The sequence below is a fragment of the Variovorax sp. Varisp36 genome (assembly GCF_047304235.1).
Lineage (GTDB): Bacteria > Pseudomonadota > Gammaproteobacteria > Burkholderiales > Burkholderiaceae_C > Variovorax.
The window spans coordinates 52,187-72,450 of sequence record NZ_JBGLYU010000016.1 but is presented as its reverse complement, the minus strand read 5'-3'; the positions used below and the strand labels follow the sequence as shown (position 1 = coordinate 72,450).

16 protein-coding genes and 1 pseudogene are annotated in these 20,264 nt (G+C 67.7%); 10 read left to right on the top strand and 7 right to left on the bottom strand.

The window, feature by feature from the left end:
- Positions 1-16 precede the first annotated feature (16 nt).
- From ACCD11_RS12295 to ACCD11_RS12280, 4 genes are all read right to left on the bottom strand, one after another.
- A complete protein-coding gene (locus ACCD11_RS12295) occupies positions 17-1,642 on the bottom strand; it encodes an MFS transporter (protein ID WP_007829101.1) in 1,626 nt (541 codons plus the stop codon).
- Positions 1,643-1,791: 149 nt separating this feature from the next.
- Positions 1,792-2,562: an amino acid ABC transporter permease gene (locus ACCD11_RS12290; protein WP_413314054.1), complete on the bottom strand. Its 771-nt coding sequence runs from the start codon at positions 2,560-2,562 to the stop codon at positions 1,792-1,794.
- An 86-nt stretch (positions 2,563-2,648) separates the two neighbouring features.
- Positions 2,649-3,407: a basic amino acid ABC transporter substrate-binding protein gene (locus tag ACCD11_RS12285; protein WP_056592998.1), complete on the bottom strand. Its 759-nt coding sequence runs from the start codon at positions 3,405-3,407 to the stop codon at positions 2,649-2,651.
- 89 nt (positions 3,408-3,496) lie between these two features.
- Positions 3,497-3,973 carry an Lrp/AsnC family transcriptional regulator gene (locus ACCD11_RS12280; RefSeq protein ID WP_007829095.1) on the bottom strand — a complete coding sequence of 159 codons (477 nt, stop codon included), beginning with the start codon at positions 3,971-3,973 and terminating at the stop codon, positions 3,497-3,499.
- Between the two features lie 176 nt (positions 3,974-4,149).
- On the opposite strand from ACCD11_RS12280, the gene ACCD11_RS12275 reads away from it, so the two are divergent.
- The 5 genes from ACCD11_RS12275 (at position 4,150) to ACCD11_RS12255 (ending at position 13,862) form a co-directional block, all read left to right on the top strand.
- Entirely contained in the window at positions 4,150-7,761 is a 3,612-nt protein-coding gene (locus ACCD11_RS12275; RefSeq protein WP_413314053.1) for an indolepyruvate ferredoxin oxidoreductase family protein, read from the top strand.
- 294 nt (positions 7,762-8,055) lie between these two features.
- The gene (gene yajC / locus ACCD11_RS12270) at positions 8,056-8,391 is read left to right on the top strand and encodes a preprotein translocase subunit YajC (RefSeq protein WP_007829092.1); all 336 of its coding nucleotides are present in this window, start codon (positions 8,056-8,058) and stop codon (positions 8,389-8,391) included.
- Between the two features lie 79 nt (positions 8,392-8,470).
- Complete coding sequence (gene secD / locus ACCD11_RS12265; RefSeq protein WP_413314052.1) at positions 8,471-10,354, top strand: protein translocase subunit SecD; 1,884 nt, start codon at positions 8,471-8,473, stop codon at positions 10,352-10,354.
- A gap of 18 nt (positions 10,355-10,372) precedes the next feature.
- Positions 10,373-11,326, top strand: a complete 954-nt coding sequence (gene secF / locus ACCD11_RS12260; RefSeq protein WP_007829090.1) for a protein translocase subunit SecF — start codon at positions 10,373-10,375, stop codon at positions 11,324-11,326.
- 157 nt (positions 11,327-11,483) lie between these two features.
- Positions 11,484-13,862: a DUF1631 family protein gene (locus ACCD11_RS12255; protein WP_413314051.1), complete on the top strand. Its 2,379-nt coding sequence runs from the start codon at positions 11,484-11,486 to the stop codon at positions 13,860-13,862.
- 19 nt (positions 13,863-13,881) lie between these two features.
- Here ACCD11_RS12255 and ACCD11_RS12250 read toward each other — a convergent pair whose 3' ends face one another.
- The 3 genes from ACCD11_RS12250 to ACCD11_RS12240 form a co-directional block, all read right to left on the bottom strand.
- The gene (locus ACCD11_RS12250; protein WP_007829088.1) at positions 13,882-14,400 is read right to left on the bottom strand and encodes a DUF494 family protein; all 519 of its coding nucleotides are present in this window, start codon (positions 14,398-14,400) and stop codon (positions 13,882-13,884) included.
- A 151-nt stretch (positions 14,401-14,551) separates the two neighbouring features.
- Positions 14,552-15,697, bottom strand: coding sequence for a DNA-processing protein DprA (gene dprA / locus ACCD11_RS12245; protein WP_413314050.1), 1,146 nt, complete (start codon positions 15,695-15,697; stop codon positions 14,552-14,554).
- 36 nt (positions 15,698-15,733) lie between these two features.
- Positions 15,734-16,951, bottom strand: a complete 1,218-nt coding sequence (locus ACCD11_RS12240; protein WP_007829086.1) for a LysM peptidoglycan-binding domain-containing protein — start codon at positions 16,949-16,951, stop codon at positions 15,734-15,736.
- A gap of 159 nt (positions 16,952-17,110) precedes the next feature.
- Between ACCD11_RS12240 and def the strand changes: the two genes are divergently transcribed.
- The 5 genes and pseudogenes from def to ACCD11_RS12215 all read left to right on the top strand — a co-directional run.
- Entirely contained in the window at positions 17,111-17,629 is a 519-nt protein-coding gene (gene def / locus ACCD11_RS12235; RefSeq protein WP_056592978.1) for a peptide deformylase, read from the top strand.
- A gap of 4 nt (positions 17,630-17,633) precedes the next feature.
- Positions 17,634-18,143, top strand: a complete 510-nt coding sequence (locus tag ACCD11_RS12230; RefSeq protein WP_413314049.1) for a hypothetical protein — start codon at positions 17,634-17,636, stop codon at positions 18,141-18,143.
- Complete coding sequence (gene fmt, locus ACCD11_RS12225) at positions 18,140-19,099, top strand: methionyl-tRNA formyltransferase (RefSeq protein WP_413314048.1); 960 nt, start codon at positions 18,140-18,142, stop codon at positions 19,097-19,099. Before ACCD11_RS12230 ends, fmt begins: the two co-directional genes overlap by 4 nt.
- A complete protein-coding gene (locus ACCD11_RS12220; protein WP_413314047.1) occupies positions 19,099-19,839 on the top strand; it encodes an AzlC family ABC transporter permease in 741 nt (246 codons plus the stop codon). Before fmt ends, ACCD11_RS12220 begins: the two co-directional genes overlap by 1 nt.
- Positions 19,836-20,168, top strand: a pseudogene (locus tag ACCD11_RS12215) (AzlD domain-containing protein); the annotation flags it as partial. The gene ACCD11_RS12220 and the pseudogene ACCD11_RS12215, both read left to right, overlap by 4 nt.
- Positions 20,169-20,264 lie beyond the last annotated feature (96 nt).

The window sequence follows — 20,264 nt, the reverse complement described above, 5'->3', positions numbered from 1 at the left end:
CGGGCGGCGGCCCGGCTCAGCGCCGCACCACGTAGCGCGTCACCACCGGCGGCGACTCGCCCAGGTGGAACGCCAGCCGGCGCTCGCGCAGCGCCATGTCGCTCGCGGTGGCGCGGTTGAAGCGGCGCAGGTGATCGGTCCACGATTCGTCGACGATCTGCTCCACATAGCGTTCCGGCTGCGCAATGTCGTGCAGCAGCTCCCAGCCGATGGCGCCCTGGCTCAGGCGCGCACGGCGGGTCTGCTGCATCACGAGGTGGAAGGCGGGGGCGCGGGCCGGGTCGATCATGAATTCCACTGTGATGACCACGCGGCCGTCTTCCTGCGGCGCCTCGGCGGGCGGGCCGGCGGCCCAACCGGCCTGGGCGGGGCTGGTGTCGTCCTCGCCGCTCACGTCGGTCACCCAGCGCAGCGCGGCGAGCATCAGCAGCGTGCCGCTGACGGCAGCCACGCACAGGCTGGCGACCAGCGTGGTGACCGTGGCCACCTGGCCCCAGAGCGCTGCGCCGATCGCGCTCGCGCCCATGATCGCCATCTGGTACATCGACATGCCGCGCGCGCGCACCCAGTCGGGCAGCGCGAGCTGGGCCGACACCGACAGCGAATTGGCCACCGTGATCCATGCCATGCCGCCGAAGAACATCGCCGGCACCGCGACCCATGCATTCGGCGCGAAGGCCATGACGGCGGTGGCGCCCGACTGCAGCAGCGTGCCGCGCAGCACCAGCTGGTCGCGCCCCATCGCCTGGCGCAGCCGCGGCAGGAACAGCACCGCGACGATCGCGCCCGAGCCCATGGCCGCCAGCAGCAGCGTGAAGGTGCCGGCGCCGCCGCCCTCGAGGTTGCGCGCCAGCAGCGGCAGCAGCGCCAGCAGCGCGGTCGAGTGGAAGAAGAAGATCGAGATGCGCGTGAGCACCGCGCGCATGCGCTGCGACTGCCGCACGAACTGCACGCCCACGCGCATCGCGCTGACGAGCTTCTCGCGGCCCAGCGGGTTGGGTGTGTGCTCGCGCCGCCAGCGCAGCACCACGAAGCCCGAGGCCACCGACAGCACCGCGTTCAGCGCGAACACCCACACGGTGCCTGCGCTCGCGATCAGCATGCCGGCCGTGAGCGGGCCGACGATGCGCGAGGCGTTCATCGCGATGCCGTTCAGGCCCAGCGCGGCCGGCAGCTGCGGGCGCGGCACCAGCTCGGGCACGATGGCCGCAAACACCGGCCAGCGCAGCGCCAGGCCGATGCCGTTGGCGAAGGTCAGCGCCAGCAGCAGCGGCGCGGTCATGAGGTCGAGCGCCAGCGCCGCGCACAGCACGATGGCCGTGCCGGCCAGCCAGAACTGCGTGGCCACCAGCCAGCGCCGGCGGTCCAGGATGTCGGCCAGCGCGCCGCTGGGCAGGCCCAGCAGGAACACCGGCAGCGTGGAGGCCGACTGCACCAGCGCCACCCAGATCGGCGAGGTGGTCAGCGAGGTCATCATCCACGCGGCGGCCACGTCGTTCATCCACATGCAGATGTTGGCGACGAGCCAGGTGCTCCACAGCATGCGGAACACGGGAAGCTGGAGCGGCACGAGGGCCGCGAGCTTCGCCGGCTGCGGCCGCACGGGCGGGATCGGTGTCTCTTCGGGGGATATGGGTGGCATGTGGCGCTATTTTGGCCCCGGCGCCTGCAGGCTTCGCGATCCCGCCATTCCGCGAACACCGAGGAACCGGCTTTGCCGGGCCTCAGGTGTTGCCCCCTGCAAGGGGGGTGGCGAAGCGACACGAAGTGCGCGAAGCCTGGGGGGTGTGCCTAGGTTCTATCGCTGCGCGCCAGGCGGTGCTCGAGCCTTCTCAGCATGGTGGTCAGCACCAGCGTCATCACCCAGTAGATGACCGAGATCGCGAGGTACGGCTCCCAGTAGCGCGCGTAGGCACCCGCCACGGTGCGCGCCGCGTACGCCAGCTCGGCCAGGCCGATGGCCGAGACCAGCGACGTGTCTTTCAGCAGCGCGATCGCGTTGTTGCCAAGCGGCGGCAGCATGCGGCGAAAGGCCTGCGGCAGCACCACGTAGCGCATCACCTGCGCGGGCGAGAAGCCGATCGAGCGGCCCGCATCGAACTGTCCGCGCGAGATCGACTGGATGCCGGCGCGGAACACCTCGGAGATGTAGGCCGCCGAATTGAGCGTGAGCGCCACCACGCCGGAGATGAGTGCGCCGTGCTCCTGCTTGAGCGTGCGCGCGAGCTCGCCGTCGATCAGGATGCCCGTCGTCGGGTGGATGAACACCGGCATCACCGCGAAGTGGATCAGCAGGATCTGCACGAACAGCGGCGTGCCGCGGAAGAAGCTCACGTACACAGTGGCCGGCCAGCGCAGGAAGAAGCGCGCGACCCAGGTCCACGGTGCGTGGCGCGGATGCGCGAGCCGAGCGAGCGCGAGGCACAGGCCCCAGCTCGAACCCAGCAGCACGCATACCACGGTCATGCGCAGCGTCATCCAGGCGCCTTGCCAGAACAGGTCCTTGTATTCGACCAGGATGTCCCATCGGAACCATCCGAAAAGAAGAACTGGTTGTTCCATCTATCGCCTCCGCTTCATCGCGTCAAACTCAAAAAACAAACGGCCGCATCGTGGCGGCCGTGATCGGATCACAGGTGGGGTGCGGCTCAGCGGACGTTCGGGTCCTTGTTGAACCACTTCTTGTAGATCGTCGCGTAGCTGCCGTCGGCGCGGATGGCCGCGAGGCCGGCCGTGAGCTTGTCGAGCAGGGCCTTGTCGCCCTTCTTCACGACGATGCCGAAGCCCTCTTCGGGGAAGGACTTGTCGTCCAGCGTCTTCAGGTCGGGGTTTTGCGCCACGCGATAGGCGATGACGCCGTTGTCGCCCATGGCGGCATCGACGCCGCCGCCGGCCAGCTCGGAAATGATGAGCGGCGTGCTCTCGAAGCGGCGGATGTCGGGGTTGGTCTTGCCGAACTCGCGCGAGGCGATGTCGTCGGCGGTGGAGGCGCTGACCACGGCGATCTTCTTGCCGGCCAGGTCCTTCAGCGAGGCGACCTTGCTGTTCTTCGGCAGCGCGATCAGCTGGCGGGCCGCGAAGTACGGCGGCGTGAAGTCGTAGCTCTGCTTGCGCTTCTCGTTGATGGTCACGCCCGAGATGACGAGGTCGACGTCGCCGTTGTTCAGCGCGCCGAAGATGCCGGTGAAAGGCGTGTTGACGATCTTGATCTTCAGGCCCTGCTGCTTCGCGATGGCGTTGATGATGTCGATGTCGAACCCGACGATCTGCTTGTCCTTGTTCTCGAAGGCGAAGGGCGCGTAGGTGGCGCTGGAGGCCACGGTGAGTTCGCGGTTCTGAGCCTGGGCACTGAATGCGAGCGTGGCGGCTGCGAGGCCAAGGGCCAGGGCGCGGCGGAGGAGATTCATTCGAGGTCCTTGTTTTTCGCCGTCCGGCGGGAGTTGGTGGGCGGGGATTTTAGGCTGTCGCTATCGGGCGGCCGCGTCGCCGCATGCACTCAGCGTGCCAGATGCCCCAGCGGCAGCGCGCTGCTCGCCTTCACCTCGCCCAGCGAGAAACTGGTGTGGAGGTCCTTCACGTTCGGCAGGTTCATCAATTGCTGGCGCGCAAAGGACGAGAAGCTGTCGAGATCCTGCGCCACCACCTGGAGTTCGAAGGTGCCGGTGCCGCTGATGTAGTGGCAGGCCACCACCTCGGGCATCCTGCGGATCGCGTCCTCCAGCTTGCGGGTGGCCTCGTGGGTGACGCGCTCGGTGTCCACGCGCACGAAGGCAAGCACGCCGAGCCCGATCTTGTGGCGGTCGATCTCGGCGTGGTAGCCCTTGATGACGCCCGCCTCCTCGAGTGCCCGCACCCGGCGCCAGCAGGGCGCGGCCGAGAGCCCCACGCGTTGCGCAAGCTCGGCGTTGGTGAGGCGACCGTCGGCCTGCAGTTCTTGCAGAATTGCGAGGTCGAACTTATCGATGCTTTCCATTGGTGAGGATTTTAAGCAAGATTCTTTCTGGAAGCCGCTTTTTAGAGGCAAAGAACGCAAACACCTGTCGCCGACCCCGGCATACACTTTGCGTGACCATGGGCTCGCGCCCTACCGGGCACAGACCCAAGCAATCAGCCAGGCCCACAAGGCCCTGCCATACGGAGACAGACACCATGAACGCCCCGCTGCCCGAGCACATCCGCAAGGCGCTAGAAACCGTCACGCTCGACGACAAGTACTCCCTCGACTACGGCCGTGCCTTCATGAGCGGCGTCCAGGCCCTCGTGAAGCTGCCCATGCTGCAGCAACTGCGCGACAAGCAGGCCGGCAAGAACACCGCCGGGTTCATCAGCGGCTACCGCGGCTCTCCGCTTGGCGGCTACGACCAGGCGCTGTGGAAGGCAAGCAAGTTCCTCAAGGAACGGAACATCGTCTTCCAGCCCGGCGTGAATGAAGAGCTGGCGGCCACCGCACTGTGGGGCACCCAGCAGCTGGGCTTCTCGCCCGCGGGCACCAACAAGTTCGACGGCGTGTTCGGCATCTGGTACGGCAAGGGCCCGGGCGTGGACCGCTGCTCCGACGTCTTCAAGCATGCCAACATGGCCGGCACCACCGAATTCGGCGGCGTGATCGCGGTGGCGGGCGACGACCACATCTCCAAGAGCAGCACGGCCGCGCACCAGAGCGACCATATCTTCAAGGCCTGCGGCACGCCGGTGTTCTTCCCCACGAGCGTGCAGGAAATCCTCGACCTGGGCATCCATGCCTTCGCCATGAGCCGCTTCTCGGGCGTGTGGTCGGGCATGAAGACGATCCAGGAGATCGTCGAGTCGAGCGCCACGGCGATGATCGACCCCGAGCGCGTCGAGATCGTCATCCCCACCGACTTCGAGATGCCGCCCGGCGGCCTGCACATCCGCTGGCCCGACCATGCGCTGGAGCAGGAAGCCCGGCTCATGCACTACAAGTGGTATGCCGCGCTGGCGTACATCCGCGCCAACCGGCTGAACCACAACGTGATCGAGGGCCCGAACGACCGCTTCGGCATCATGGCCAGCGGCAAGGCCTTCAACGACACGCGCCAGGCGCTGATCGACCTCGGCCTGGACGACGCGGCCTGCCGCCAGCTCGGCATCCGCCTGCACAAGGTGGGTGTGGTGTGGCCGCTCGAGGCGCAGCTCACGCGCGAATTCGCCACCGGCCTGCAGGAGATCCTGGTGGTCGAGGAGAAGCGCCAGGTCATCGAATATCAGCTCAAGGAAGAGCTCTACAACTGGCGCTCCGACGTGCGCCCCAACGTGGTCGGCAAGTTCGACGAGGGCGAAGTGCACGCGGCCGAGGGCTACTCGGGCGGCGAATGGTCGATGCCCAACCCGACCGCGCACACCCTGCTGCGCGCCAATGCCGACCTGAACCCCGCGCTGATCGCCAAGGCCATCGCCTCGCGCCTGAAGAAGACCGGCCTGCTGGCCGCCGCCGGCGCTGACATGGCCGCGCGCATCGATGCCCAACTCGCCATCCTCGAAGCCAAGGAACGCGCGATGGTGGTGCAGCAGGCCTCCACCAGCGTGGCCGACGCCACGCGCCAGCCCTGGTTCTGCTCGGGCTGCCCGCACAACACCAGCACCGTGGTGCCCGAAGGCTCGCGCGCCATGGGCGGCATCGGCTGCCACTTCATGGCGACCTGGATGGACCGCTCCACCATCGGCTTCACGCAGATGGGCGGCGAGGGCGTGCCATGGGTGGGCCAGCAGCCCTTCACCACTGACCAGCACATCTTCGCGAACCTGGGCGACGGCACGTACTTCCACAGCGGCCTGCTCGCCATCCGCCAGAGCATCGCGGCGGGTGTGAACATCACCTACAAGATCCTCTACAACGACGCGGTCGCCATGACCGGCGGCCAGCAGGTCGGCGAGCGGCCGGAAGGCCACTCGGTGCTGCAGATTGCCGAGAGCCTGCATGCCGAGGGCGCCGCGAAGGTCGTGATCGTGACCGACGAGCCCGAGAAGTACGAGGGCGTGAGCATCCCCGGCGACCATGTCCAGGTGAAGCACCGCGACCTGCTCGACGAGGTGCAGCGCGAGTTCCGCAAGATCCCCGGCACCACGGCCATCATCTACGACCAGACCTGCGCGACCGAGAAGCGCCGCCGCCGCAAGCGGGGCACGGCCGTCGATCCGGCCAAGCGCGTGGTCATCAACGAGCTGGTCTGCGAAGGCTGCGGCGACTGCAGCGTGCAGAGCAACTGCCTGTCGGTCGAACCGCTGGAGACCGAGTTCGGCCGCAAGCGCACCATCAACCAGAGCAGCTGCAACAAGGACATGAGCTGCCTGAAGGGCTTCTGCCCGAGCTTCGTCACCGTCGAAGGCGGTCAGCTCAAGAAGAAGGGCAAGAACAAGGGCGCCACGCCGGCCGAGTTCGGCCTGCTGCCCGAGCCCGCGATTCCGTCGCTGGTCGGCGGCAAGGTCTGGGGCGTGGTGGTGGCGGGCGTCGGCGGCACCGGCGTGATCACCATCGGCCAGCTGCTCGGCATGGCGGCGCACATCGAGGCCAAGGGCATCGTCACGCAGGATGCGGCCGGCCTCGCGCAGAAGGGCGGCGCCACCTGGAGCCACGTGCTCATCGGCGACACGCAGGACGACATCCGCACCACGCGCGTCGGCACCGCGGCGGCCGACCTGATCCTGGCCTGCGATCCGCTGGTCACGGTCAACGGCGAAACCATGGCGCGCATGCGCGAAGGGCGCACGCACGTGGCGCTCAACAGCCACAGCTCGCCGACGGCGGCTTTCGTGCGCAACGCCAACTGGCAGAACCCCGAAGACGCTTGCGCCGCCGAGATCGCGCGCGCCGTGGGCGTCGACGGCGTGGGCACCTTCGACGCCGATGCCGCCGCCACCACGCTGATGGGCGACAGCATCTACGTCAACCCGATGATCCTGGGCTACGCCTGGCAAAAGGGCTGGATCCCGCTGGCGCACGAGTCGCTGATGCGCGCCATTGAACTCAACGCCGTGGCCGTCGAGAACAACAAGACGGCGTTCGAATGGGGCCGCCAGGCGGCGGTGCGTCCTGAGGAGCTGCAAAAGCGCGTGCGTCCCGGCCAGGTCATCGAGTTCAAGAAGCGCGAATCGGTCGAAAGCCTGGTCGCGCGCCGCGTCGAGTTCCTGACCGGCTACCAGAACGCCGCCTACGCCGACGAATACAGGCAGTTCGTCGGCAAGGTGCAGCAGGCCGAATCGGCCGCCGGCAAGAGCACCGCGCTGACCGAAGCGGTTGCGCGCTATCTGTTCAAGCTGATGGCCTACAAGGACGAGTACGAAGTCGCCCGCCTGCACACCGATCGCAGCTTCCTCGACCGCGTCGAAGGCATGTTCGAGGGCGACTACAAGCTCAACTACCACCTGGCGCCGCCGCTCATCGCGAAGAAGGACGCCAAGGGGCAGCTCCAGAAGCAGAAGTTCGGCCCCTGGATGCTCACGGGCTTCCGCTTCCTCGCGAAGCTGAAGGGCCTGCGCGGCACGGCGCTCGACATCTTCGGCCGCACCGAGGAGCGCAAGACCGAGCGCGCGCTGATCGGCGAGTACCGCGCCAGCATCGAGGAAGTGATCGGAGGCCTGCGCGCGGACAACTACGCGCTGGCGCTGGAAATCGCGGCCCTGCCCGAGCAGATCCGCGGTTACGGCCACGTGAAGGATCGCAACCTGGCGGCGGCCCGCACCCGCTGGAGCGAGCTGATGGCCAAGTGGCGCAATCCGCAGGGGCAGCGCGCGGCGGCCTGATCTTCAGGGCTCTTCAGGGCTGGTTGACCATGCAACGGGCGCCCGATGAGCGCCCGTTGCTATTCAAAACATAGCGAAACGGCGCGCAATCCTCTGCCCGGAAAGCCCTCCCGGCCGCGCCGGATAAGCGCGCGGAGCGGTCATCTGCGCCGAATACAATGGCCGGTGCTGTGCGCGGCCAAGCCCCGCCGCGCTTTGACTTGCGGTCCGCCTCCTTCGCGGCCGCGAAGCCCAAGGAACCGCGGGCACGTCCTGCGCTCCCATCGTTTTCTCTTCCCTCTGCTGGAGACTCTCTTGTTCATTTCCTCTGCTTTCGCCCAGACCGCGCCCGCTGCAGCCGGCGGCGGTGACATGTTGTCCTCCCTCGGCAGCATGCTGCCGCTGGTGCTGATGTTCGTGGTGCTGTACTTCGTCATGATCCGGCCCCAGATGAAGCGCCAGAAGGAAGCCCGCGCCATGATCGAGGCCCTGGCCAAGGGCGACGAAGTCGCCACCGCCGGCGGGGTGCTCGGCAAGATCACCTCGATCGGCGACCAGTACCTCGGCCTCGAAATCGCCAACGGCATCGAGATCAAGATCCAGCGCAGCGCCGTTGTGCAGGTCTTGCCCAAGGGCGCCGTCAAGCAATAAAAGCGTGAGCTGAACCTTGCGCCTTGCGGCGCAGGGCCCCAATTCACGCCGTGTTCCGTTTCAGAAAAAGCGCTTTCTCATGAACCGTTACCCGGTCTGGAAGTACGCGATCATCGTGGTCGTGTTGCTCGTGGGGCTCATCTACGCCCTGCCCAATTTCTTTGGCGAGGCGCCTGCGGTGCAGGTGTCGGCTGCGAAGTCGACCGTCAAGATCGACGCGTCGACCCGGGCCAGGGTGCAGGAGCTGCTCAAGACGGCCGGCCTCACGCCCGAACTGCTGAGCCTCGAACCCACCGCGGTGCGGGCGCGGTTCGCCACCACCGACGACCAGATCAAGGCGCGCGATACGCTGCAGCAGGCCCTGGTGCCGAACGCGGACGAACCCTCCTACGTGGTGGCGCTGAACCTCGTGTCGCGCTCGCCCTCGTGGCTGACCGCGCTGCACGCCTTCCCGATGTACCTGGGCCTCGACCTGCGCGGCGGCGTCGACTTCCTGCTGCAGGTCGACATGCGCGGCGTGCTCGACAAGAAGGCCGAATCCTTCGCCGGCGACATCCGCATGGGGCTGCGCGAGAAGAAGGTGCGCGGCAGCGCCGTGAACCGCAACGGCCAGACCGTCGAAATCACGCTGCGCGACGCCGACAGCCTGGAAACCACCCGGCGCCTGATCCAGGACACGATGCCGGACCTCAGCACCGTCGAGAGCCAGCAGGGCGCCGAATGGCGCATCGTGGCCAGCATCAAGCCCGAGGCCGCGCGCCGCATCCAGGACGCGGCGCTCAAGCAGAACGTCACGACGCTGCACAACCGGATCAATGAACTCGGCGTGGCCGAACCCGTGATCCAGCAGCAGGGCATCGACCGCATCGTCGTGCAACTGCCCGGCATGCAGGACCCGGCCCAGGCCAAGACCATCATCGGACGCACCGCCACGCTCGAAATGCGCATGGTGGACGAAAGCGCCGAAGGCCGTTCGGCCGAACTGAGCGGCGGGCCGGTGCCTTTCGGTTCCGAGAAATTCCTCGACCGCCAGGGCCGCCCGGTGATCGTGAAGAAGCAGGTGCTCGTCACCGGCGAGAACCTCACCGACGCGCAACCCGGCTTCGACCAGCAGAGCAACCAGCCCAAGGTCGACCTGACCATGGACTCGAAGGGCGGCACCATCATGCGTGACGTGAGCCGCGAGAACTACAAGAAGCGCATGGCCATGCTGATCTTCGAGAAGGGCAAGGGCGAAGTGCTCACGGCCCCGTCGATCAACGGCGAACTGGGCAACCGTTTCCAGGTGTCAGGTTCGATGACCGTGTCCGAAGCCAACGACCTCGCGCTGCTGCTGCGCGCCGGCTCGCTGGCCGCGCCGATGGAAATCATCCAGGAACGCACCATCGGCCCGACGCAGGGTGCGGAGAACATCAAGAAGGGCTTCGACAGCGTGATGTACGGCTTCGCCGCGATCATGGTGTTCATGTGCATCTACTACGCGCTGTTCGGCCTGTTCTCGTCGATCGCGCTGGCCGTCAACCTGATGCTGCTGGTGGCCATTCTCTCGATCCTGCAGGCCACGCTCACGCTGCCGGGCATCGCGGCCATGGCGCTGGCCATCGGCGTGGCAATCGACTCCAACGTGCTGATCAACGAGCGCGTGCGCGAGGAACTGCGCAACGGAGCGTCGCCGCAGGCGGCGATCCATGCGGGCTACGAACGCGCCTGGGGCACCATCCTCGACTCCAACGTGACCACGCTGATCGCGGGTATCGCGCTGCTGGCCTTCGGCTCGGGTCCGGTGCGCGGCTTTGCGGTGGTGCACTGCATCGGCATCGTCACCTCGATGTTCTCGGCCGTGTTCTTCTCGCGCGGCCTCGTGAACTTCTGGTACGGCCAGAAGAAGAAGCTCAAGACGGTGTCCATCGGCACGGTGTGGCGGCCGAAGACCGACGGCGCGGCCGTGGCCGAAACCAAGTAAGAGGCAGAAGAGGCAGCCATGGAATTCTTCCGCATCCACAAGACCATCCCGTTCATGCGCCACGCGCTGGTGCTGAACATCATCTCCTTCGTCACCTTCGCGCTGGCGGTGTTCTTCCTGTTCCACCGCGGGCTGCACCTGTCGGTGGAGTTCACCGGCGGCACGGTGATGGAAGTGGCATACACACAGTCGGCCGACGTCGGCAAGGTGCGCGACATCGTCGGCAGGCTGGGCTACACCGAAGTGCAGGTGCAGAGCTTCGGCAAGTCGGTGCAGATCCGCCTGCCCGTGAAGAAGGGCGTGACCTCCGCCCAGCAGAGCGCACAGGTGATGGACGCGCTGAAGGTGGCCGAGCCGACGGTGGAGCTGCGCAGCAACGAATTCGTCGGCCCGCAGGTCGGCGACGAACTCACCACCAACGGCCTGAAGGCCCTGGGCATGGTGGTCGTCGGCATCATGATCTACCTGGCGTTTCGCTTCGAGTGGAAGTTCGCGCTGGCCACCGTACTGGCAAACCTGCACGACGTGGTGATCATCCTGGGCTTCTTCGCCTTCTTCCAGTGGGAGTTCTCGCTGGCGGTGCTGGCGGCGGTGCTGGCGGTGCTGGGCTATTCGGTGAACGAATCGGTCGTGATCTTCGACCGGATCCGCGAGAACTTCCGCCGCTACCGGAAGATGTCGACCACCGAGATCATCGACAACGCGATCACCTCGACCATCAGCCGGACCATCATCACCCACGGCTCCACCCAGCTGGTGGTGCTGTCGATGTTCTTCTTCGGCGGCCCGACCCTGCACTACTTCGCGCTGGCGCTGACCATCGGCATCTGCTTCGGCATCTACTCGTCGGCCTTCGTGGCGGCGGCGATCGCCATGTGGCTCGGCGTGAAGCGCGAAGACCTCATCAAGGGCGGCCCGGCCAAGCGCGACGGCGAATCCGAGGACGACCCGAACGCCGGCGCCGTGGTCTGACGGATACTTCGGGGTTCAACACAGCGGCGGTGGCCCGGCTGCCACCGCGGTTCGCATGCAACGCCGGGCGCTCTCCGCACTTGTGCGGTGGCGCTTCCCGATGCAAGCTCGCAGTTGTTGCCGACGAATCGACCATCCTGGCCTTCCCGACTTTTCAATGAGCATTGCGCGGTCCGCCTCTTCCCTGCAGCTCGCACGCGAGACGCGTGAGCGTTTCGTATCGGCCACCGAGGGCGCCATTGCGCCGCTGGCCGGCGCGATCCGGGACCGGTTGACGGCCCTGGCCTCCGAGGTCGGCAACGCCCGTTCCATGCAGGAAAACCGCGACGACTTCGTCGCGTTCCAGGGCCACGCCACGCAATGGGTGACGCTCGCGCAGGCCGGCTGGCGCAAGGCGCTGGGCACCACATCCGGCGCCATGACCGCGCCTGCGGCGCTGCGGCTCGAACTGATCGGCAATGAAGTAGTGGAGAGCAACATCCTCTCCTCGCGCCTCGCGCAGATGATCCACGACAAGGCCAGCTTCGAGCTCAGCGACCTGCGCCTGCGCATCCAGCACCTCGAAGGCACGACCGAGCTCGACGCCAAGGACGTGCTCAAGCCCGAGACGCTGGCCAAGCTGCTGGTCGACCAGTGGCTGGCGGCAGGCCTGAGCCGCGGGTTGTGGGCCCGTGTGCAGGACACGGTGCAGCAGGGGCTGGTCGAGGTGATCGTCAAGGCCTACGAGAGCGCCAATGCCTATCTGATCGCCAATGGCGTGATGCAGGAGATCGATCTCAAGAGCTTTGTCCGGCGCACGGGCAATGCAGGCGGCGGCGGATCGGGCGTCGCGCCGGTCGACAGCGGCATGACCGGCGGTTCTACCATTGCGCAGCGCCCCGGGTACGGATTCGAAGGACATCAGCAGGCGTCCATGCCCTCGACCATGGCGCCCACGTCGACCACCGGCGGCTCGCCGCTGATGATCGCGCGGCAACGTGCGCAGACCGCACTGCTGAGCCTCAAGCGCTTCGTGACTGCGCGCATCGGCGGTGACGCGGGCGGTGCCGCCGCACAGTTCCAGGCCGGGGGTGCGGAAGGGCGCGCCACGGGCGGCGGCGGCCAACCGGGCCAGGGCGGCGGCGCGGCGCCCCGCGTGTTCTCCAGGACCTTCGCCGGCGCCATCGCCGACGCCGAGGTCGCCTACCGGATGGCCGCCACGCAGTACATGGATGGCGCGGGCGAACAGGCCACGCTGATTCAGCAGACCGCCGTCGACCTGCGCCGGCGCTCCACCGAACTCAAGAAGCGCGCGCCCACCACGGCCGACAAGGCCACGGTCGAGATCGTGGCGCTGATGTTCCAGGCCATCCTGGCCGAAGAGCGCATTCCGTTCTCGGCGCGCGTGTGGTTCGCGCGCCTGCAGATGCCGGTGCTGCGCGTGGCCATCGCCGAGCCCGAGTTCTTCGGCACGCTGCAGCACCCCGCGCGCATGCTGATCGACCGCATGGGCTCCTGCGTGATGGGCTTCGATGCGGCCGCCATCACCGGCAGCGCGCTCGAAGGCGAGATCCGCCGCGTCGTGCAGGTGATCGAGCAGTATCCCGAAACCGGCCAGCGCGTGTTCAAGCTGGTGTTCGACGAATTCGTCGCCTTCCTCAACCGCTACCTGACCCAGAGCGACACCACGCAGCGCGTGATGAGCGTGGCGCAGCAGGTCGAGCAGAAGGAGACGATGGCGATCCAGTACACCATCGAGTTGCGCAAGATGCTCAACGACATGCCGGTGCGCGACGAGATCCGGGAGTTTCTCTTCAAGGTCTGGGCCGAGGTTCTCGCCATTGCCGCGCTGCGCTACGGCGCGCAGGGCGAACAGACCGTGATGCTCAAGCGCGTGGCTTCGGAGCTGGTATGGGCCGCGAGCGCCAAGCCCAACCGAACCGACCGCGCCCGCGTGATCCAGGATCTGCCGCAGCTGCTGCAGCGACTGCGCCAGGGGATGGCCCTGCTCGGCATCGTGGACGAGCCGCAGGAGGCGCACATCAAGACCATCGGCGCCACGCTGTCCGACGCCTTCCTGTCGAAGACCGAGGCGATCCCGCAGGCCAAGATCGAGGCGATGGCCGAGCGGCTGGCACACCTGGAAGATTTCGTGTCCGACGTGGGCGGCACCGCCGACCTGCCGCTCGATGCCCACAGCATCGAGCTGCTGCTGGGCGTGGATGCGGCCTCGATCGAGGTCATTCCCGACGCCGCCGGCACCAAGGTGCCCGAGGACATGCTCGCCTGGGCGCATGAGCTGCAGGTGGGCAACTGGTTCATGCTGGACCACAACGACCGCGTGAGCCAGGTGCAGTTCGTCTGGCGCAGCGATCGCAAGCAGCTGCACCTGTTCGCGTCGTCGGATGGACGCAGCTTCCTGATCCAGGCGGGGCGGCTGGCGACCTACCTGCAGGCCGGGTTGCTGGTGCCGGCGGAAGAAGAAACGCTCACGGTGCGTGCCACGCGCGAAGCGCTGGCGAAGCTGGATGCGAATCCCGAGCGGCTGCTGAACTAGCAGCCAGCTCCTGCGGCGCCTAGTGTGCCGTGCGGCCCTCGCGCGACTCGCAGAGCTCGTCGAGCACCAGCGCATCGGGTTCGATGCCCGTGCTCCAGTGCACCATCAATACGATGATTTTCAACTCGTCGAGTGCGACCGGGTCGCCGGGCGCCGCCATGGCACGCTCGACGACGATCTCGCGCAGGCCGCAGGGCAGCACGTTCGACGATTCGAGAAAGCGGATGAAGCCGAGGCACTCGGCGCCGAGGTGCTCCTGCTCGGCCTGCGAGTAGATGCGCATCGCATCGGCGGACTGCGGCATGGCCGCTTCGGGGGTGCCCCGGAGAACGACCGTGGCGCTTCCCTCGTCGTTGGCGCTGCGCTCGATCTGCATGCCTTGCGTGGCAAGGCTCAGGCCGTCGAGCCAGTGAAGGGCCTCGCGGATTTCCTCTGCCTCGAAGCCGTGTGCGCTGAGCTTGCGGCCCAGCTGATCGGGTTCGGGACAGGCATCGCCGCGCCAATAGTTTTCGTACACAAAAACAAGCACTTCGAACATGAGCCCAATATAGCCCAGTAAGGTGGCTCACCCCCAGGCTTCGTGCACTTCGTGTCACTTCTCCTTCCCCCTGCCGGGGGCGGGCCGGCCGCTTCGGGCGGCCGTGCGCGGCGGCCCCCGCAAAAAAAGGGCGCGGCCTGGGGCCCGGGAATCAGCCGATGGCCGTTCTCTGGAAGAGGCCGCCGGGCAGGCGTGCGATATGGCCGTCCAGCTCGAGCTCGAGCATCTTCGCCTGGAGTGCCGCGGCGCTCCAGCCGGTGCGCGCGCTGAGGGCATCGAGGCTCACGGGCTCGTGGCCGAGGGCTTCCAGAAGCGGGTCTTCGTCGGTGGCGACGGCAGCCGTGCTTCCATTTCCGGACGCGGGCGTCGCCGCCGCTCGCGGCTGCAGGGGCGGCAGCTCTTCGAGAATGTCGTTGACCGATTCCACGAGCTTCGCGCCCTGGCGGATCAGCGCATGGCAGCCGCGCGATTGCGGCGAATGGATCGAGCCCGGGATCGCAAACACTTCCTTGCCCTGCTCCGACGTGAGCCGCGCCGTGATCAGCGAGCCCGACTGCAGCGCCGCTTCGACCACCAGCGTGCCGCGTGCCAGCCCGGCGATGAGCCGGTTGCGCTTCGGAAAATTCTGCGTGAGCGGCGGCGTGCCCAGGGGCAGCTCGCTCACGATCAGCCCCTGCAGCGTGATGCGGTGCGCCAGGTCGCGGTGCCGCGCGGGGTAGACCCGGTCGAGCCCCGTGCCCACCACGGCCACGGTTGCGAGCCGGGGCGCATCGCCGGCCGCATCGAGCGCGCCCTGGTGCGCCGCGCCGTCGACGCCCAGCGCGAGGCCCGACACCACGGGCAGCCCCGCCTCGCCCAGCGCCCGCGCGAAGCTGCGCGCGTTGGTGGCGCCCTGCGGCGTCGGATTGCGGCTGCCCACGACGGCGATGCTGTGGCCGAGTTGCGTGAGGTCGAAGTCCGTGGCACCGAGCACGTAGAGCATCAGCGGCGGGTCGGCCATTTCAAGCAGCGAGGCCGGATAGCCGCTGTCGCCCAGCGTCACGATGCGGCGCGAGACGCCGCCATCGGCCGCCTGCAGCCATTGCCAGGTCTGGTCGATCTGCGTCTGCAGGCCGGGAGGCGGCTGCAGCAGCGCTTCGGCCTGGGCCACGGAGACGACCTCGCGCAGCGCGGCAGGGGGCTGCGCAAAGATGCCGTCGGGCAGCCCGAAGGCCGCGAGCAAACGGCGTGCGGCACCGTCACCGATGCCGGGCGTCAATGAAAGCCGCAGCCAGCCTGCGAGTTCTGCGCGTTCCAAACGAATGTGCGAGGAATGAAGCCGGGGGGTCGCTGGTCAGGGGTTGACGAGGAAGTCGCCGGCGCGCGGAGTGTCGTTGATTTCGAGCACCAGCGCGTAGGACACCTTCTCGAAGGTGCGGAACACCATCAGCAGGCCGATGCGTTCGTTCGGCAGCTTGATGGTTTCCTTGCGGGCGCCGGTGCGGTCGAGGATGGTTTCGCCGTTCTTCAGGATGGCCAGCACATGGCCGTTGTCGATGCCGTCGCGCGTGCCCTTGTTGATGGCCACCACCTGGTTCTGTGCCGCGAACTGCACCGCGTTGCCATAGACCGACACGATGCGGCCGTCCACCTGGGTGGAGGGCGCGCGCGGCGCGTAGCTCAGCAGCTGGCGCGGCGGCTCGGGCAGCAGGCGATCGCCGGCGCGCATTTCCTCGCGCGACGCGACGATGTCGATGCTGGCGGGCACCACCGTGATGACGTCCTTGTCTTCCACCGTCTCGACCGTGGTCGACTCGCCGCGCTGCAGCCGGGCCTTGCCCAGGTACTGCGCCTCGTAGCCGAGGATTTCGCCCGTGCCCGGGTCCTTCAGCGGCGTGGCGTTGCGGAAGATCCGGAAGTTCTGCACCGGTCCCGGCACCTCGACCAGCGGCGCTTCGGCGCTGCCGCGGGCATAGGCCCGGTCGCCGCGCGACAACAGGACGCGGCTGTCGTTGCCCGCGACGATGCGCGGCGCGCTTTCCAGCGTGCCGGCGTCCACCACGATGGGTTCGCTGAGGAAGGGCTCGATGATGCTCGGGTTGAGCGTGGGCAGTGCCATGCCGGCCAGCGAGTCGAAACGGGTGCGAGGTGACAGCTTGATGGTTCCGCCGTCGCCGCTGAAGCCGCCGCGGCGGGTGGTCAGGCGGGCGCGGCCGCCGCTCTTGTCCAGGTAGAGCACCTGGCCCGGATAGATCCGGTGCGGGTTGGCGATTTCATTGATGTTCATGCCCCACAGCTCCGGCCAGCGCCAGGGGCGCAGCAGGTAGAGGCGGGAGATGGCCCAGAGCGTGTCGCCGGGCTTGACGGTGTATTCGTCCGGCGCCTTGGGCGACAGTTCGCTCAGCGGCACGCCGGCCTGGGCGGTCTGCTGCGCCGTGGCGCGCTGCTGCGGGGTGACGGGGTAGTTCTGGGCCCAGGCTGTCGTGGCGCCGCAACTGCCGATGACCGCCAGGGCTGTCAGCGTGGCGAGGAGGGAGGGGCGCTGGCGTTCGGTGAGTCTGAGCTTTTTCATGTCTGGATGGGTGAGCGCCCACGGTAGCGCGGCGCATACGAATCTCACAATTTGCTACGAATTCTGCGCTGAAGCCCTTTGGAGGGCAACGATTTCGGGCTCCTGCGGCGCCTTGAGTCGCGGAATTGGCGAAAATAGCCACAACTTTCCCCCGATTTCATGGCCAAACGAATCATTCTGAGTTACCCGGACAAACGCCTGCACACGGTGGCCAAGCCGGTGCAGGGCGTCGACGCGCGCGTCAAGGCGCTGGTCGCCGACATGCTGGAAACCATGTACGACGCCAGCGGCATCGGCCTGGCGGCGACCCAGGTCGACGTGCACGAGCGCGTCGTCGTCATCGACATTTCCGAGGAGCGCAACCAGCCGATCGTGTTGATCAACCCCGAGATCACCTGGGCCAGCGACGAGAAGGTGCTGAACGAAGAGGGCTGCCTCTCGGTGCCAGGCATCTACGACGGCGTGATGCGATCCACCTCGGTCAAGGTGCAGGCGCTCGACGAGAACGGCGAATCGCGCACCATCGAGGCCGACGGCCTGCTCGCCGTGTGCATCCAGCACGAGCTCGACCACCTGCTGGGCAAGGTGTTCGTCGAGTACCTTTCCCCCCTGAAACGCAACCGCATCAAGAGCAAGCTGCTCAAGCAGCAGCGCGAAGACCTGCGCGAACGGGCCTGATCCCATGCGCGCACGCGGTTTCGGTTCCCTTGCCGCACAGGCGGTCGTCGCCGTCGCCACCCTGGGTCTTGCCGGCTGCGCCAACGAGCCCACGCGCGTCCAGCCGGGCGCCACGGCCGCCGACACCCTGCAGCGCCTGGGCGCGCCCACGGGCCGCTACCCGCTGACGGGCGGCGGCGAGCGGCTGCAGTACTCGCGCATGCCGGCCGGCTTCGAGGTGACCGACATCGATGTCGACGCCTCGGGCAAGGTGGTCTCGGTGACGCAGGTGCTCAGCGAGGCGCGCTTCGGCCAGGACATCAAGGTCGACCAGTGGCGCCAGAACGATGTGGTGGCCTTCTACGGCCGCCCCTATGAAATCACCCGCGTCAGCTCCTTCGACGGTGTCGTCTGGACCTGGCGCTACAAGGCCGTGAACGAGCGCCGCATGCTGTACATCTACATCGATCCGACCGGCGTGGTCCGGCGCTATCACACGGGGGACGATCTCGAGCTCGATCGGATCCGCGATTGAGCCGCCTCAGAGTCGTTTTCGCGGGCACGCCCGAGTTCGCGCGCGTCGCGCTGGAGGCCATTGCCGCCGCCGGCCATGACGTGGTGCTGGTAATGAGCCAGCCCGACCGGCCCGCCGGCCGCGGCATGAAGCTGCAGGCGTCGCCCGTCAAGCAATGCGCGGTCGCCAACAATTGGCCCGTGGCCCAGCCGCGCAGCCTGCGGCTCGATGGCAAGTACCCCGACGAAGCCTCGGCCGCGCGCGACACCCTGCTGGCCGCCAGGCCCGACGTGATGGTGGTCGCGGCCTACGGCCTGATCCTGCCCCAGTGGGTGCTCGACCTGCCGGTGCACGGCTGCCTCAACATCCATGCGAGCCTGCTGCCGCGCTGGCGCGGCGCCGCGCCGATCCACCGCGCCATCGAGGCCGGCGACGCACGGACCGGCATCACCATCATGCAGATGGACGCCGGGCTCGACACCGGCGACATGCTGCTGCGCGAGGCCGTCGACATCGGCGACGACAACACCGACCGCCTGCACGACCGGCTGGCCGAACTGGGCGCAAGGATGATCGTCGAGGCGCTTGCGGATATCGGCGCGCTCGTGCGCGCGCCGCAGCCAGCCGAAGGCGTCACCTACGCCAGCAAGGTCGAGAAGCACGAGGCGCTGATCGACTGGGCCCAGCCGGCCGACGCCATCGTGCGCCGCATCCGCGCCTTCGACCCCTTCCCCGGCGCCAACAGCCCACTCGATGGCGAAACCATCAAGCTCTGGGCGGCCCATGCGGTGCCGTCACCCATGGCATCGGCCGCGCCAGGCACGATCCTCGCCGTCAGCGATGCCGGCGTGGCCGTGGCGGCGGCTGGCGATTCGGTTGTCGCCGTCACCGAACTCCAGCGGCCGGGCGGCAAGCGCCTCGCCGTGGCCGATTTCCTGCGCGGCTTCGACCTGAAGCCCGGGCAGGTGTTCGGCTGATGTTTCTCTCGCAAAGCATCCGCGGCCGACCGGAATTCCGCATCGGCATGCGCGACATGTCTCCGGTGGCGCTCGGCATCGGCGCCTGGGGGCTGATGACCGGCGTGGCCATGGTCAAGTCGAACATGAGCGTGCTCGAGGCCGTGGCGATGACCCTGCTGGTCTACGCGGGCAGCTCGCAGCTCGCGGCCATTCCGCTGTTGTTCGCGGGCGCGCCGGCCTGGGTGATCCTGGCCACGGGCTTCTGCGTCAACCTGCGCTTCGTGGTGTTCAGCCTGCACCTGCGCCCCTACCTCATGCACATGCCGCGCTGGCGCCGCATGCTGCACGGCTACCTTACGGCGGACATGAGCTACGCGCTCTTCACCAAGAAGTACCCGAAGCCACCGCTGACCATCGCCGAGCAGGAAGCCCAGGAGGCCTACCTCACCGGCAACTACTTCGTCACCTGGTGCGCCTGGATGGGCATGAGCCTGCTGGGCGTCGCGCTGGCCAACTTCATTCCGCAGAAATGGGGCCTGGGCTTCGCGGGCGTGCTGAGCCTGGTGGCCATCGTCTGCTCGATGGCGACCACGCGGCTGCGCGTGCTGGCCGGGCTGATCGCCGGCGCCACGGCCGTGGCGGCCTATGCGCTGCCGCTGAAGCTCAACATCGTGGCCGCCATCGGCGTGGCCGTGCTGCTGTGCTTCTGGCTCGAAAAGCAATTCGGCCTCGATCCCACGGCGGAGGACGACAAGTGAGCGCGACCACGGACTGGTGGACCCTGGGCGTGATCGTCGGGCTTGCGCTCGTCACCGTGCTCACGCGCTGCTTCTTCTTCATCCTCGACCGGCCCTGGGGCCTGCCCGATTGGGCGCACCGCGCGCTGCACTACGCGCCGGCCGCCGCGCTCGCGGGCGTGATTGCGCCCGAGATCGTCATGACGCAGGGCCACCTCATCACCACGCTGCACGACGCCCGCCTGTATGCGGCGGTGGTCGGCGCCGCGTACTTCTACTGGCGGCGCGGCGTGCTCGGCACGATGCTCGCGGGCATGGCTGTGTACCTGCCGCTGCACCTCGGGCGGGGGGGGGCCGCGCGCGGCGGGCCCCCCCCCCCCCCCCCCCGCGCCTCCCCCTCGGGGGTGGAGTTACACGTAGCGAAGCGAAGTGAAAAGCCGGGGCTC